Raw genomic sequence first — 15,736 nt, 5'->3', positions numbered from 1 at the left:
CCGTGACCTGTGCTGTGACCTGTGCTGTGACCTCTGACGAGCTCGCCGATCCGCCCGCCGATCCGCCCGTCGTGACCCGGAGGAACCGATGACGTATCACCTTCCCGCCCGAAAGGCCGGCAGCGGCCCGTACGCCGTGGACGTCACCCCCGAGAAGGCCGGCTGGGGCTACTCCAGCCTGCGCGTGCTCCGGCTCCCGCCGGGCGGCACGCACACCTTCGAGACGGGGGAGAGCGAGTGGATCGTGCTGCCGCTGTCCGGCGGCTGCACCGTCGCCGCCGACGACGACTTCGGCCACGACACCTTCGAACTCACCGGCCGCGAAAGCGTGTTCACGGCCGTCAGCGACTTCGCCTACGTGCCGCGGGACGCCCGGGTGACCGTCTCGTCCCCCGGCGGCGGGCGGTTCGCGCTCACCGGGGCGCGCTGCACCCGCCGGCTGCCCGCCCGTTACGGCCCCGCCTCGTCGGTGCCGGTCGAACTGCGTGGCACCGGCAACAGCAGCCGCCAGGTGAACAACTTCGGCGCGGCCAACGTCTTCGAGTGCGACAAGCTCATCGCGGTCGAGGTGATCACACCGGGCGGCAACTGGTCGTCGTTCCCGCCGCACAAGCACGACGAGCACCGCCCCGGCGAGGAGTCGGTGCTCGAGGAGATCTACTACTTCGAGTTCGCCGCCCACGACGCCGTTCCCGGTCTCGGCTACCAGCGCGTCTCGCCCTCAGGCCACGGCCGGGGCACCGACGTCCTGGCCGAGGTGCGCGACGGCGACGTCGTCCTCATCCCGGACGGCTGGCACGGGCCGTCGATGGCGGTGCCCGGCCACCACATGTACTACCTCAACGTCATGGCGGGTCCCGAGGCCGAGCGCGCCTGGCTGATCTGCGACCACCCCGATCACGCCTGGATCCGCGGCACCTGGCCCGACCAGCCCGTCGACCCCCGTCTCCCCCTCTACACGGCACCGGAGAAGTCCTGATGAGCACCCCCACCCGCCGCCTGACCGTCGCGCAGGCCCTGGTGCGCTTCCTGTCCGTCCAGTACACCGAGCGCGACGGCGTCCGGCGCCGGCTGATCGCCGGCACCTGGGGCATCTTCGGGCACGGCAACGTGGCGGGCATCGGCCAGGCCCTGCTGGAGGCGGGCGTCGGACCGGACGCGGCGATGCCGTACCACCAGGGCCGCAACGAGCAGGCCATGGTGCACGCGGCCGTCGGCTACGCCCGGCAGCTCAACCGCCTGTCCGCGCAGGCCGTGACCACCTCCATCGGCCCCGGCGCCACCAACCTGGTCACCGGCGCCGCGCTGGCCACCGTCAACCGGCTGCCGGTCCTGCTGCTGCCCGGCGACTACTTCGCCACCCGCGCCGCCGACCCGCTGCTGCAGCAGCTGGAGCACCCCACCGAGGCCGATGTCTCGGTCAACGACACCCTGCGCCCGGTCTCCCGGTACTTCGACCGCGTCACCCGCCCCGAGGCCCTGATCCCCTCGGCGCTGAACGCCGTGCGCGTCCTCGCCGACCCGGCCGAGACCGGCGCAGTGACGCTGGCCCTGCCCCAGGACGTGCAGGCCGAGGCGTACGACTGGCCGGAGGAGTTCTTCGCCGAGCGCGTCTGGCACGTACGACGGCCCGCGCCGGACCCGGCCGAGCTGGCCGCGGCCGTCGACGCGATCCGCGCGGCGCGCCGCCCGCTGATCGTCGCGGGCGGCGGCGTCCACCACAGCGAGGCGGAGGAGGCGCTGAAGGCGCTGGTGGACGCCACCGGCATCCCCGTCGCCTCCACGCAGGCGGGCAAGGGCTCGCTGCGCCACGACCACCCCGCCGACCTCGGCGGCATCGGCCACACCGGCACGGCCGTCTGCGACGACGTCGCCCGCACCGCCGACCTGGTGATCGGCGTCGGCACCCGGTACACGGACTTCACCACCGCCTCCGGCACCCTCTTCCAGGACCCGGCCGTGCGGTTCGTCAACCTCAACATCGCCGCGTTCGACGCGCACAAGCTGGCCGCGCGGACGGTGGTGTGCGACGCGCGGGCCGGTCTGGAGCGGCTGGCCGAGGCGCTCGCCGGGCACCGCGTCGACGCCGGTTACGAGGCCGGGTACCGGGCCGGCAAGGAGCGCTGGGAGCGGGTGGTGGAGGCCGCCTACCGCTCGGACGACGACAGCGCCGTGCCCACCCAGACGCAGGTGCTCGGCGCGCTGGACGCGGTCGTCGGTGACGACGACGTGGTGATCAACGCGGCCGGTTCGCTCCCCGGCGACCTGCACAAGCTGTGGCGGGCGCGCAGTCCGCGCCAGTACCACCTGGAGTACGGCTACTCGTGCATGGGCTACGAGATCCCGGCCGCGATCGGCGTCCAGCAGGCCGCGCCCGGCACCCCGGTGTGGGCGCTGGTCGGCGACGGCACCTACCTGATGATGCCGACCGAGATCGTCACGGCCGTGCAGGAGGGCCTGCCGGTCAACCTGCTGCTCATCCAGAACCACGGCTACGCCTCCATCGGCGGCCTGTCGGAGAGCGTCGGCGGCGAGCGCTTCGGCACCGCCTACCGCTACCGCGCCGCCGACGGCACCTTCACCGGCGACCCGCTCCCGGTCGACCTGGCCGCCAACGCGGGCAGCCTCGGCATGGACGTGCTGCGCGCCGGGACGGCCGGCGAGCTGCGCGCGGCGCTCGCCGCGGCCCGCGACTCCGACCGGCCGACGTGCGTGTACGTCGAGACGGGCACCGCCGGCCCGGCCGCTCCCCCGGCCGAGGCCTGGTGGGACGTGCCGGTCGCCGAGACCGCCTCCCGCGAGGCCGCGGTGCGGGCCCGCGAGGCGTACGACCGCCAGGTCGCCGACCGCCGCCACCACCTCTGAACTCCGCTTTCGGATAAGGCCCTTCGGTTTCCCCAGCCACTCCTGACACACCATCACAGGGAGGTACGGCCATGGCGAGGACCAGTGGCTCCGCACGTGCCACGAACGCCGCCGCGCTCGACTCGCTGGACTTCGCCCTGGACCGGGGCAGTCCCGTGCCGCTGTACTACCAGCTCGCGCAGCAGCTGGAGGCGGCGATCGAGCACGGGGTCCTCGCCCCGGGCAACCTGCTGGGCAACGAGGTCGACCTGTCCGGCCGTCTGGGCCTGTCCCGGCCCACCGTCCGCCAGGCGATCCAGTCCCTGGTCGACAAGGGGCTGCTGGTGCGCCGCCGGGGCGTCGGCACCCAGGTGGTGCACAGCCAGGTCAAGCGCCCGCTGGAGCTCAGCAGCCTCTACGACGACCTGGAGGCGGCCGGGCAGGGGCCGACCACCGAGGTGCTGCGCCACGAGCACCAGCCGGCGTCCGCCGAGGTGGCGGCCGCGCTCGGTGTCGCGGAGGGCGGCGAGGTCGTCGCCCTGGAGCGGCTGCGCAGCACGCACGGCCATCCGGTGGCGTTCCTGTGCAACTACCTCCCCGCCTCCCTGCTCGAACTCGACACCGCCCGGCTGGAGTCGACGGGCCTGTACCGGCTGATGCGCACCGCCGGCATCACCCTGCACAGCGCCCGGCAGACCGTCGGCGCCCGCTGCGCCACCGCCGAGGAGGCCGCCCGCCTCGGCGAGAAGGAGGGCGCCGCCCTGCTGACCATGCAGCGCACCGCGTACGACGACACCGGCCGGCCGGTCGAGTACGGGACGCACATCTACCGCGCCTCCCGGTACGCGTTCGACTTCCAGCTCCTGGTCAGACCGTGACGGAGGCGCCGGGGCTGTCGTCGAGGAAGCCGCCCGACTGGTGCTGCCACAGCCGCGCGTAGGCGCCGTCCCGCGCGAGCAGTTCCTGGTGGGTGCCCTGCTCGACGATCCGGCCGCGGTCCAGGACGACGAGCCGGTCCATGGCGGCGACCGTGCTGAGCCGGTGCGCCACCACGAGCGCCGTCCGCCCCTCCATCAGCCGCCACAGCGCCTCCTGGACCAGGACCTCGCTCTCCGAGTCCAGGGCGCTGGTCGCCTCGTCCAGCAGCAGGATCGGCGCGTCGCGCAGGATCGCCCTGGCGAGCGCGACGCGCTGGCGCTGTCCGCCGGACAGCTTGACGCCGCGTTCGCCGACCATGGTCTCCAGGCCCTCCGGCAGCGCGTCGGCGAACTCCGTGACGTGCGCCGCCTCGGCCGCGGCGCGGATCTCGGCGTCGCTGGCGTCCGGTCGGGCGAAGGCGATGTTCTCCCGCAGCGTGCGGTGGAACATCGCCGGTTCCTGCGGCACGTAGGCGATCAGTCCGCGCAGGTCGGCCTGGCGGAGCCGGCTGATGTCGCGGCCCCCGATCAGGATCCGGCCGGCGTCGATGTCCGTCATCCGCAGCAGCAGCCGGGTGAGGGTGGACTTGCCGCCGCCGGACCTGCCGACCAGGCCGATCCGCGCCCCGCCGGGCACGTCCAGGTCCAGGCCCTCGAAGAGCGGTTCGGCGCCCGCGTGGGCGAAGGTGACGCGCTCGAAGCGGATGTCGGCGGCGCGGGTCGGTGGGGGTTGCGGCGACGGCGGGTCGAGGACGGTCGGCGGGGTGTGCAGCAGCTCGGTGAACTGCGCCGCCTCCGTCATGGCGCTCTCCAGGCGCCGGTAGATCTGGTTGAACTCGAACATGATCCGCGTCGCGTTGGTGTAGTAGGTGAAGGCGACCACGACCGCCTCCACGCTGTGGCCGCCCCCGCCGAGCGCGATCGCGAGCAGCAGGCCCAGCGCGTTGGTCAGCACGGACAGCGGCGCGACCAGCGTGTCGATGCGCAGGTTGCCGTAGTCCCACGACTTCAGCGTCAGGCGCCGGGAGTGCGCCACGCGGGAGCGGTGCTCGGCGGCCTCGCGTTCCTCGGCGGCGAACGCCCGGACGGTGTCCATGTTCATCAGGCTGTCGGCGACATGCCCTGACACCCGCGCGATCGCCTCCTCGCGCCGGCGCACCAGCGTCTGACGGCGCCGGATGAGGGGCGCCACGCACAGTGCCGTGACGGTGATCATCACCAGCAGCCCGACGACGAGCCACGGGTCGTAGCGCCACAGCACCACCGACCCGAACAACAGCGGCACCAGGCTGCCCACGATCTGGAACGTGACAGTGTCGACGAACGCCTCGAAGCGGGAGGCGAAGCTGAGCACCCGCTTGGTCAACGACCCGGCGAAGTTGTCGTGGAAGAACGCGGCGTCCTTCGCGAACAGTTCGTCCATGCCGATCACGTACAGGTGCTCGATGCCGAGGGCGTCGAGGCGGTTGAGGCAGTGCAGGCCGACGCGCCACAGCACCTCCGCGAGCAGCAGCACGCCGGCGAAGGCGAGGACGTAGGGCAGCGCCGCGTGGAGGGTGAGTCTCGCGCCGCCGGCGATGCGTCCGGCGAGCTTCGCGACGGCCAGCGGCGCGAGGTAGTTGATGCCGATGTTGCCGAGGGCCGGTAACAGCATCGCCGGCAGCGTGAGCCACCTCAGCCGGGTCAGCTCCCGTCCGTAGTACCGCAGTGCGAGCAGCACCGAGCCCCTGCCCGGCGCGTGTGATTCAGCCGATCCCATGACCACCCCGAGACGTCGTACGGCAGCCCGCCACGTGCCGCCGCAAGGCCTCGAAGTGTCCCGCGACGCCGCCGACGCGGTCCATGCGTTTTTCTCGGCCGACGTGGCCTGTCCCGCACCCGCCCGAGCGTCGTTGACCTGGGGTTTCGGGGGTTTCGTGGTCTCAGTCCAGAGTGACCCAGGTCCCCCGTTCGGCGGAGCGCGTCATGGCGTCGAGTGCCACCGCGCTCGCGACCGCGTCGTCCAGTGTCGCCCCGTGTGCGCCGCCCTCGGCGATGGAGCGCAGGAAGTGGCGGGCCTCCACGACCTTGAGGTCGTCGTAGCTCATGGCGTTGGCCGAGCCGGGCTGGAACGCGGCGTACTCGCCGTCGCCCGGGCCGACGTAGCGGGTGGTGACGGGCTGGTCCTGGTACTCGGTGCCGCGGCTGACGCCGAGTTCGCCCATGCGGCGGAAGTCCCAGAAGAGGGCTCCGGTGGTGCCGTGGATCTCGAAGCCGTAGTTGTTCTGCTCGCCGACGGAGACCCGGCACGCCTCCAGGACGCCGCGGGCGCCGGAGGCGAAGCGCAGCAGGCAGCTGACGTAGTCGTCGTTCTCGACCGGGCCGAGCTCGCCGCCGGCCGCCCGGGTGTGCCCGGCGGTGGCGCCGGCCGGCCGCGCCCGCTCGGGGACGAAGACGGCCGTGTCGGCGGTCAGGGAGGCGATGTCGCCGAGCAGGTACCGGGCCAGGTCCACGCCGTGCGAGGCGAGGTCGCCCAGCACTCCGCTGCCGCCGCGCCCGCGCTCGTAGCGCCAGGTCAGGGCGCCTTCGGGGTGGGCGGCGTAGTCGCTGAACAGCCGGATGCGCACGTGGGTGACGGCGCCGATCCCGCCGGCGGCGATCAGCTCGCGGGCCGCCTCGACGGCGGGCGCGTTGCGGTAGTTGAAGCCGACCGTGCCGTGCACGCCCGCAGCGGCGACGGCGCCGGCGACGGCGCGGGCGTCCTCGGCGGTCAGGCCCACCGGCTTCTCGATCCAGATGTGCTTGCCCGCCTCGGCCATCGCCACGCCGATCTCGCGGTGCAGGAAGTTGGGGGCGGTGATGCTCACCGCCCCCACCCGCGGATCGGCGGCGATCTCGCGCCAGTCGCGGAGCGCGGAGGCGAAGCCGTAGCGCCGCGCGGCCTCCTCGGCGCGGCCGGGCACCTCGTCGGCGACGGCGACCAGTTCCGGCCGCAGCGGCAGCTCGGGGAAGTGGTGCGGCAGGCGGCTGTACGCCTGGGTGTGGACGCGCCCCATCCAGCCGAACCCCACGACGGCGACGCCGAGCGTATTCACCATGACAGCCCTTCTTTGGACCGATCCAAAAGCCTGGAATCACCATGGTTGGCGCTTCCGTGAGATGTCAAGCGCCTGCGGCTGGGGCGTCAGGGGCTTTACAGCACGACAGCATCTATGGAACGGTCCACACCATGACCGCTCCGACCATCCGTGACGTCGCCGCGCGGGCCGGCGTCTCCAAGTCCCTGGTCTCGCTGGTGCTGCGCGGCGCCAAGGGCGTGCGGCCGGAGAAGCGGGCGGCGGTGCTCGCCGCGGTCGAGGAGCTCGGCTACCGGCCCAACGCGGCCGCGCGCAGCCTCAGCGAGCGGCGCACCCGCACCGTCGGCGTGCTCCTGAACGACCTGCGCAACCCCTGGTTCGTGGAACTGCTCGACGGTCTGAACTCCCGCCTGTACGACAGCGGCCTGCACACGCTGCTGGCCGACGGCCACCTCAACCGGCGCCTCGGGGAGGACCTCACCAGGACCTTCGCCGAGCTGCGCGTCGACGGCCTGGTCGCCGTCGGCACCCTGCACGACCCGGGGGCGCTGCGCGCCGCCGCCGGTCGGGTCCCCACCGTCGTGGCCGGCACCCGCGAACCGGTGCTGCCCGGCGTGGACCTGGTCGCGGGCGACGACGAGGTCGGTGCCCGCCTGGCCACCGAGCACCTGATCGCCCTCGGCCACCGGCACATCGCCCACATCGCCGGCCGGGGCGCGGTCGGCGACCTGCGCCGCCGCAGCTTCGAGGCCACCATGCGGGAGCACGGGCTGGCCGCCACGGCGGTCGTGGAGCAGGGCGACCTCACCGAGGAGGGCGGCTACCGGGCCACCGTCCGGCTGCTGAGCCGCCCGCGGCGGCCCACCGCCGTGTTCGCGGTGAACGACATGAGCTGCGTCGGCGCCCTGTCCGCCGCCGAGGAGAGCGGCCTGCGAGTCCCCCGCGACCTCTCCCTCGTCGGGTACGACAACACCTACCTCTCCCGCCTGCGGCACCTGTGGCTGACCACCGTCGACAACGCCGGCCACGAGGTGGGCCGACGGGCCGCCCAGCGCCTCCTGGAGCGCATGGACGCCCCGGACCGCCCCGCGCAGGTCGACCTCGCCGCACCGGCGCTGGAGGTCCGCGGCTCCACGGCCGCACCGGCGAGCGCCGCCTGACGACCGCGACAGGGAGCGCCTCCTGACGGCGGTGCCGTGGCCGCGGCATCACTACCGAGGTCCCACGACCGTGGTCCCGTGGCCGCGGGCACGAGCGATGCCCGGCACCGGCGCGTCGAGCCGCCCGTTGCAAGGTTTCCGCAAGGTCCCGGCAGGTCTTCCGTCCACCGGTGGGGGCAAAGGCTCGCCGAACGGGCCGAGCCGGGCCCGCACGGACAACGGGGGACATCATGTCGGCATTGCGGAAAGGCACGGAAGCGTCGGTCGAGGGCCGTGAGTGGCTGACGCTCGTCGAGCGCAAGACGGTACTGGTCGTCGTGCACACCCTCACCTACGGAAAGCGGCTGGTCGACGTCCTGTCGCTGCTGGAGGCCGACTTCCGGGTACAGGTGGTGTTCACCGCCCCGCCGCACGTCTTCGGGGACGAGGTGCCGCGCTTCCTGCAGTTGCTGGGCGGCGCGGTGCTGCCCTGGGACGAGGCCGTGCGGATGACGTTCGACCTGGCCCTGGCGGCCGGGCCGCGCGGCGTCGAGCGGATCTCCGCCCCGCTGATCACGCTGCCGCACGGGGCCGGTTATCTCAAGCGTCTGGACTCGGGGCCGCACACCGGTGTGGCCGGGCTGCGCCGGCAGGACCTCGCCCCCGGCGGCCGGCTGCCCGCCGCCGTCGTGGTGCCCCACCACGCCGAACTGGCCGAGCTGGCACGGCACTGCCCGGAGGCGCTCCCGCTCGCCCACGTCGTGGGGGATCCGGCGCACGACCGGATCACCGCGAGCCTGCCGCTGCGCGCGGACTACCGCCGGGCCCTGGGCCTCGCGGACGGCGAGAAACTGGTGGTCGTGGTCTCGACGTGGGGCACTCGCTCGTCCTTCGGCCGGCTCGAGGCCCTGCTGCCCCGGCTCGTGGCGGAACTGCCCCCCGGCCGGTTCCGGTGCGTCGTCCTGGTTCATCCCAACGTGTGGTCGGGGCACGGCGCCTGGCAGGTCAGGGCGTGGCTGGCGCGCTGCGCCGGGCGGGGCATCACGCTCGTGCCCCCGGAGGCGGACTGGCGCAGTGTCCTGATCGCGGCGGACTGGATCATCGGCGACCACGGTTCCGTGACGCTGTACGGCACGCTCACCGGCGCGCCGATCCTGCTGGCGAGCGCGCCGGAGCGGGAGATCAACCCCGCCTCGCCCGCCGCCGCGCTCGCCGTGACCGCGCCGTTCCTGTCCCCCGCGCATCCGCTCCTCGGCCAACTGCACTACGCGGCTGCCGAATACCGGCGGGAGGAGTACGCGGCGATCGCGGCGCGCATCACCTCGGAGCCCGGCCGCTTCAACCGCAACATGCGGCGGCTCATGTACCGCCTGCTGGAGCTCGGCCGGCCCGCTCACGAGCCGGAGACGGCCACCCTGCCGGAGCCGCCGTCACTGACGGCGTGGGCGCGCGGACACCGGGAGATTCCGGCGTGATGCGCATCGTCTCGGTCCGTCTGGAGACGCCGCGGCCGCACGCCGGCACCGTCCGCCGCCACGACGCCGTGCCGGACCTGTGGCTCCGCGTACGTTCGGCCGGGAGGCACTACGACCTGCTGGCCCGCGTCGGCCGCACGGCGCCGGCTGCCGATGACCCGTCGGACGACACGGACGACACGGACGACATGGGCGACATGGGCGCTACGGGCGGTACGGACGAGCACGTCGCCGCGGAGGCCGCGCTCCGTCCCGGGAGCGGGTGGCCCGCCGTCTGTGCCGACGTGCTGCATGACCGGCGCCCGCGCGCGTTCGCCGACGCGGCACGCCGGCTGGACGACATCGCGGCCGCTCATCCGGGATGCGGACTGGTGGCGGCGCCGCTGACCGCGGGCGGCTGGGCGGTCGCCGGGGGAAGGACCCGGACGGCGGTGCCGCTGGCCCACCGGGTGCGGCCGGACCAGCCGTTGCTCGCGTCCTGTCTGCACGCCTGGCTGGCGACGGGACACACGCTGGGGTCGATCCAGGACATCCGGGTGCTGCACGGCACGTGAGGAGCGGCGCCTGCGACGGTGCCTACGAGCCCCGCAACCGGCGTGCGTCCGCCGGGCTCGTGGTCTCGTACAGGGCGAGGGCCCGGCGGTGGAAGTCCTCGGCGGCCGTGTCCTCGCCCCGTTCACGCGCGGTGTCGCCGAGCATCTCCAGCGTGCGGGCCTGCCAGTGGACGGCTCCGGAGGCCGTGAACACGGCCAGCGCCTCCGCCAGTTGCGCGGCGCCCGTCTCGTGGTCGCCGGTCCGGGCGCGGGCCCGGCCGAGGAAGGCGAGGGCGCGGGCCGCGTCATGCGGGTCGGACACGGCGAGGAGCTCGGTCCGGGCCCGGGCGAAGCAGTCGACGGCCCGCTCGGGATCGCGCCGGGCGAGGGCGACCTCGCCGAGCAGGACTCGGGCGAGGGCGACTCCGCGCCGGTAGCCGCACTCCTCCCAGGTCGCCACCGCGCGGTCCAGGTACGGCACGGCTTCCGCGTAGTGTCCCGCCTCGTAGTGGCAGCCGCCGAGGCCGAGCAGTGCCTGCCCCTCGTCCCGTGCGTCGCCGGCCTCCCGGGCAGCACGCAGGGAGGCCGTGTACCACTCGGCGGCGTCGTCCAGCCGGCGGGCGGCGCTCAGACCGATGGCCCCGGAGTTGAGCATCTGCCGTTCGGCCTCGCGGTGTCCGTCCCTGCGGGCGGCTTCCAGGCCGATGCGGTGGGCCTCGATCCACAGGTCGTAGTGGCGCAGCCGGAGAAACAACGGCCACATGGCGTCCACGAGTTGCCAGGCCGTGGCGTGCCAGTCACGCTCGGCCGCCAGGCGCAGGACCGCCATGAGGTGGGCGCGCCGGTCGTCCAGCCAGCGCAGCGCCCCGGCCTCGTCCGTGAAGGGCACGGGCAGCCGGGACGGGTGGGCGTAGTCCCGGGTGAGGGTCGACTGGGCCGGTGTGATGCGGCGTTGCGCCTCGGTGGCGGTCTTCAGGTACCAGTCGGCGACCCGCCGGAGCACGCGCTCGCGGTCCGCGTCGGTGTCGGTCGCCGTCGCCCGGTCGTGGGCGTGGACGCGGACCAGGTCGTGGAAGCGCACCGTGTCCGGGCCGATCTCCTCGAGCACATTGGCCTCGACGAGTTCGTCCATCCGGCGCTCCGCCCACTCCAGGGACTCCGCGCAGGCCGCGGCGACCGTCCGGACGTCGAAGTCGGGCAGGGGCAGCAGGCCGAGCGCCCGGTAGGTCCGGGCCGCCTCGGGGCCCAGCACCGCGTACGACGCGTCCAGGGCCTTGCGCACGGTGGCCTCCCCTTCGACTTCCAGCGCGGCCAGACGGCCGGCGTCGGGCGTGAGCGCGTCCGCGAGCGCGGCGACCGGCTGTCTCGGGCGGGCGGCGAGCCGGGCGGAGGCGAGGCACACGGCGAGGGGCAGGCCCGCGCAGAGGTCGACGACCTGCCGGACGGCGGGCAGTTGATCCGATACGCGGTTCTCGCCCGCACCTCGGATGAACAACTCCATCCCCGCGTCGGGCCCGAGCGCCCGCAGCCGGTGGAACTCCGCCCCGTCCAGCCGCAGTCCGGTCAGCCGGTGCCGGCTGGTCACCACGACGAGGCCACCGGGTCCGCCGGGCAACAACGGCCGGATCTGCGCCGCGGAGAAGGCGTTGTCCAGCATGACCGAAATCCGCAGGTCCGTGGTGACGGACCGCCACAGCGACGCCGCCTCCGCCAGTTCCACGGGCACGGCCCAGGTGCCGAGCGACCGCAGGAACCGCCCGAGCACGTCACCGGGGTCCGCCGGTCCGTCCGCCGCGTGTCCGCGCAGGTCGGCGTACAACTGCCCGTCGGGGAAGTCGGACTGGTGCCGTCGCAGCCATCGCGAGACCAGGGTGGTCTTGCCGATGCCGGCCGGACCGTTGACCACGATCAGCGGCTGGGTCGAGCCGGCGTCCGCGTGTCGTGCGAGGAGCCGGTCCAGGGCGGCCAGTTCGTCCTGGCGGTCGGTGAAGTGCGCTGATACGGGCAGCAGTTGGCGCGGCGTCGGCGGAGGCGGAGGCGGCGCGCTCTCGATCCGGACGCCGCCGTGGATGTCGCGGGCCTGGACGGTGGGTCCGTTGAGCTGGGCCGATCCGCTGATGGAATTGCGGCTCCGGCTCCCTCCGCCGTCCTGCCCCGCCGCACTCATGGTGTCCGCCCCCCGGCCGGTCGCCCGTTCCCTCGGTCCAGTCGGTCCTACCCCCGCCGCACCCCGGACGATGCGGCCCGCGCGGGCCGGCCGCGCCGCAGAGCCACCTTTCGGCCAGCACGCGGCCGCACCTGGAAACACCCTCCGCTCCCTGTCATGCTCGTCGCTCCATGACATGCCCGATTCCCTCTGCACAGTTCGTCGAAGTGGTCGGACCAGCGGGAGGCACTGATGGATTTCCAGCTACTGGGCCCGGTGGGGCTCCGGGTGCACGGCCGGCGGGTGGAACTCGGATCGGACAAGGAACGCGCCCTGTTGGCCCTGCTGGCGCTGGACGTGGGCCGGCCCGTGGCGCTGGACGTGCTCGTGGACCGGCTCTGGGACGGTGAGCCTCCGCCGCGTGCCCGCGAGAGCGTGCACAGCTATGTCTCGCGGCTGCGCAGGCGGCTGCGGCCGGCCGGCCCGTCGCCCGGCCCCGCGCCCCGCATCGTCAGCCGGGCCCACACCTACACGCTGGAGGCCGACCGCGAACACGTCGACTGGCACCGGTTCCGGCATCTCGTGACCCGGGCCGGCGTCCTCGCCGCGCGCGGTGACGACGAACGGACGGCCGCCGTGCTGGAGCGCGCCGAACGCCTGTGGCGGGGCGAGGCCCTGGCCGGGCTGCCCGGCCAGTGGCCCGGGACCGTGCGCCGGACGCTGGCGGAACGGCGGCTGGCCGCCACCGTCTCCCGGATCGCCGCCGCGCTGCGGCTGGGCCGGTTCGCTGAGGTGACCGCGGAGCTGCGCGCGCTCGTCGACCGGCATCCTGGCGACGAGACCCTGGCGGGCCAGCTGATGCTGGCGTACTACGGCGGCAACCGCTACACCGACGCGCTGCGGGTGCACCAGGAGACCCGCCGGCTGCTGATGACGCAGTACGGCTCCCGTCCCGGTGCCGAGCTGAACCGCATCCACCGGGGCATTCTCGACCGCTCACCGGTCGCCGACCTGGTGCGGGGCAGGCAGCCACCCGCACCCCGGCCGACCGCGCCTCCGTCTCCGCCCTCGCCTCCGTCTGCGCCCACGCCCCCGTCTGCGCTCACGCCCCCGCCCTGGCCCTCGCCCTCGCCTGCGCCTTCTTCTCCACCGGCGCCGAGGAACCTGCCGCACCAGCCGCCGCTGGTCGGCCGTCGCGCGGAACTGCGGGCACTGAGCGCCGCGGTGGAGGCCGCGGCCGAGGACGGCTCGGTGATCAGCCTGGAGTGCGTCAGCACCATCAGCGGCATGGCCGGGATCGGCAAGACCGCCGTGGCCGTGCACGGCGCGCACCGGCTGGCGGAACGGTTCCCCGACGCCCAGCTGTACCTGGACCTGCGCGGCCACTCACCCGCCGGCGATCCGCTGGGGCCCGGCGCGGCCCTGGCCACGCTGCTCAGACTGCTGGGCGCCCCGGCGGAGACCATCCCCGTCGAGCTGGAGGGCCGTACCGCGCTGTGGCGGACCATGCTGGCCGGGCGCCGGGCCGTGATCGTCCTCGACGACGCGGTGAGCGCCGCTCAGATCCGCCCGCTGCTGCCGGGCGGCTCGCCCTCGTTGACGATCATCACGAGCCGACGCCATCTGCCCGGTCTGCCGCACGCCCGGCACATCCCGCTGGACGTGCTGCCGACCGGCGACGCCATCGCCCTGTTCCGCGCGTTCGCCGGCCGGGAACGCACCCAGGACGCCGGGCAGACCGCCCTGATCGTGCGATTATGCGGCCGTCTCCCGCTCGCCATCGAGCTGGTGGCGGGCCGTTTCCGCGCCCATCCGGCCTGGACGCTCAGCACCCTCGCCGACCGCCTGACCCGCGCCGAGGGCAGGCTGGGCGAGATCCGCGACACCGAGAAGGAGATGGTCCGCGCCTTCGACCTGACGTACCAGACCCTCACGGAGGAGCAGCGCGCCGCGTTCCGCCGGCTCAGCCTGCACCCCGGTCCGGACCTCACGACGGAGTCGGCGGCCGCCGCACTGGGCCTCGGCCCGACCGCCGCGGAACGGATGCTGGAATCGCTGCTGGCCTGCCATCTGCTGCGCGAACCGGTCCCGGACCGGTACCAGTTCCACGACCTGCTGCGCGAGTACGGCCACTCCAGGTCCCACGCCGACGACACCGACCGGGAACGCGCCGACGTCCTGCGACGGCTGCTGGACTTCTACGCCGACGCCGCCGACCGCGCCGACCGCGTCGCCTACCCCCGCCGTACCAGGACCGCCCCGCCACCGGACCACGTCCACGACCGGCCGCCGCGCTGGCCGGACGCCGACGCGGCGAGGTCCTGGCTGACCGCCGAGCGGGCGAACCTGCTGGCCACGGAGCACCACGCGCGCAGCCAGGGCCACCCCGGCCCCGCCGCCCGGCTCGCCTACGCCATGGCCGGTCACCTCGACGAGGAGTGCCACTGGCACGATGCCCGGATCGTGCTCGAGAAGGCCGTCGACCACTGGTCCCGGACCGGCGAACAGGCCGCGCTGTGCCGCGCCCTGCTCCACCTCAGCGCGGTCCACGCACATACCGCCCGCTATCAGGAGGCCGCCGACAGCGGTGACCGGGCCCTGCGCATCGCCCGCGCGACGGGGGACGCGGAGGCGGAGGCCGAGGTGCTGCGTACGCTCGGCACCCTGCACTGGCACCTGGGCGACCACCGGGCGGCCCTCGCCCTCTTCCAGAAGTCGTACGCCATTGTCGCGGTGTCCGGAGATTCCCCGGCCCGCGCCCGCCTGCACAACAACATGGCGGTCACCCTGCTGTTCCTCGGCGATCACGATCGCGCACTGGAACATTTCGACAAGGCCCTGCGCGGATTCACCGAGGCCGGCGATCACGCGGCCGTGGGCAAGGCGCTGAACAACATGGGCGACCTGCACATGCGCCGCGGAGACCTGCGGTCCGCCCGAGGCGCGCTGGAGGAGGCCCTTTCCATTCTCGAACACGGCGGAAACCGCTACGACCGCGCCACGGTGCGCAGCAGCCTGGCCGACGCGCTGACGGAAATGGGCGACATCTCCGCAGCGCTCCCGCTCTATCGGGAGACGCTCGCGGAATTCGGCGCACTCGGCGACCGCAAGAGCCAGGCCGACGCCTTGATCGGCCTGGGCGAGGCGCACCGCAGAGCGGGCGACGCGGAGGGGGCGGTGCGGCATCTGTCGGAGGCCCTGGACGTCGCCCGTCTGATCGGTGCCGCGCACCAGGAGATACGGGCCCTGCGGCGCATCGGGCAGGCCCATCTCGACGCGGGCCGCCCCGGCCCGGCGAGGGAGCACCTCGAGGCCGCGATCTCCCTGGCCGAGCGCACCCACGACCTCGACGAGAAGGCGCGGGCGGAGAGCGTTCTGACACGCACTCTGAGCGGCAACCACCCTCAAAGTCAGTGAAATTGCTTCGATTTCACAGAAAGCTGATCATCGGATAATCTCCCTGCCCTGGTAATGGATCAAGGGAGAGTGCTGTTCACGTGAGGATGATGCGCAGCTGCACCGCCATCGTCGGCCTGGTCGTCGCCTTCGGCGTTCTCGGCGCGGCGAGCGCTACGGCAGCGGAGCCGGTCTCCAGCACGGACGGATGCATCATGATGCGGATTCAG

At 73.7% G+C, this 15,736-nt stretch carries 10 protein-coding genes; 7 read left to right on the top strand and 3 right to left on the bottom strand.

The genetic code is table 11. From position 1 onward, the window contains the following. Positions 1 to 88: 88 nt before the first annotated feature. The 3 genes from iolB (at position 89) to ACH4ZX_RS06840 (ending at position 3,722) form a co-directional block, all read left to right on the top strand. Positions 89 to 979: a 5-deoxy-glucuronate isomerase gene (iolB, locus tag ACH4ZX_RS06850; protein WP_398268633.1), complete on the top strand. Its 891-nt coding sequence runs from the start codon at positions 89 to 91 to the stop codon at positions 977 to 979. After that, entirely contained in the window at positions 979 to 2,865 is a 1,887-nt protein-coding gene (gene iolD / locus ACH4ZX_RS06845) for a 3D-(3,5/4)-trihydroxycyclohexane-1,2-dione acylhydrolase (decyclizing) (protein WP_398268630.1), read from the top strand. Before iolB ends, iolD begins: the two co-directional genes overlap by 1 nt. 71 nt (positions 2,866 to 2,936) lie before the next feature. Continuing rightward, positions 2,937 to 3,722, top strand: coding sequence for a GntR family transcriptional regulator (locus ACH4ZX_RS06840; protein WP_398268627.1), 786 nt, complete (start codon positions 2,937 to 2,939; stop codon positions 3,720 to 3,722). On the opposite strand, the gene ACH4ZX_RS06835 is transcribed toward ACH4ZX_RS06840, so the two are convergent. Together ACH4ZX_RS06835 and ACH4ZX_RS06830 are read right to left on the bottom strand one after the other, a co-directional pair. Then, on the bottom strand, positions 3,712 to 5,520 hold the full coding sequence (locus ACH4ZX_RS06835) for an ABC transporter ATP-binding protein (RefSeq protein WP_398268624.1): 1,809 nt from the start codon (positions 5,518 to 5,520) through the stop codon (positions 3,712 to 3,714). The genes ACH4ZX_RS06840 and ACH4ZX_RS06835 overlap by 11 nt on opposite strands. 163 nt (positions 5,521 to 5,683) lie before the next feature. After that, positions 5,684 to 6,838 carry a Gfo/Idh/MocA family protein gene (locus ACH4ZX_RS06830; protein ID WP_398268621.1) on the bottom strand — a complete coding sequence of 385 codons (1,155 nt, stop codon included), beginning with the start codon at positions 6,836 to 6,838 and terminating at the stop codon, positions 5,684 to 5,686. A gap of 131 nt (positions 6,839 to 6,969) precedes the next feature. Here ACH4ZX_RS06830 and ACH4ZX_RS06825 point away from each other — a divergent pair, with 131 nt between their 5' ends. From ACH4ZX_RS06825 to ACH4ZX_RS06815, 3 genes are all read left to right on the top strand, one after another. Beyond that, entirely contained in the window at positions 6,970 to 7,977 is a 1,008-nt protein-coding gene (locus tag ACH4ZX_RS06825) for a LacI family DNA-binding transcriptional regulator (RefSeq protein WP_398268618.1), read from the top strand. A gap of 230 nt (positions 7,978 to 8,207) precedes the next feature. Beyond that, positions 8,208 to 9,431, top strand: coding sequence for a hypothetical protein (locus ACH4ZX_RS06820; protein ID WP_398268615.1), 1,224 nt, complete (start codon positions 8,208 to 8,210; stop codon positions 9,429 to 9,431). Next, entirely contained in the window at positions 9,431 to 9,985 is a 555-nt protein-coding gene (locus ACH4ZX_RS06815) for a hypothetical protein (RefSeq protein ID WP_398268612.1), read from the top strand. The genes ACH4ZX_RS06820 and ACH4ZX_RS06815 overlap by 1 nt, the downstream gene beginning before the upstream one ends. 22 nt (positions 9,986 to 10,007) lie before the next feature. On the opposite strand, the gene ACH4ZX_RS06810 is transcribed toward ACH4ZX_RS06815, so the two are convergent. Beyond that, entirely contained in the window at positions 10,008 to 12,131 is a 2,124-nt protein-coding gene (locus ACH4ZX_RS06810; protein ID WP_398268609.1) for a tetratricopeptide repeat protein, read from the bottom strand. A gap of 231 nt (positions 12,132 to 12,362) precedes the next feature. On the opposite strand from ACH4ZX_RS06810, the gene ACH4ZX_RS06805 reads away from it, so the two are divergent. Further along, entirely contained in the window at positions 12,363 to 15,527 is a 3,165-nt protein-coding gene (locus tag ACH4ZX_RS06805) for an AfsR/SARP family transcriptional regulator (RefSeq protein ID WP_398268606.1), read from the top strand. Positions 15,528 to 15,736: the final 209 nt, after the last annotated feature.

The sequence above is a fragment of the Streptomyces sp. NPDC020490 genome (assembly GCF_044335305.1).
In the GTDB taxonomy this organism is placed as follows: domain Bacteria; phylum Actinomycetota; class Actinomycetes; order Streptomycetales; family Streptomycetaceae; genus Streptomyces.
Note: the sequence above shows the minus strand (reverse complement) of the source record. Positions and strands in the feature narration are given on the sequence as shown.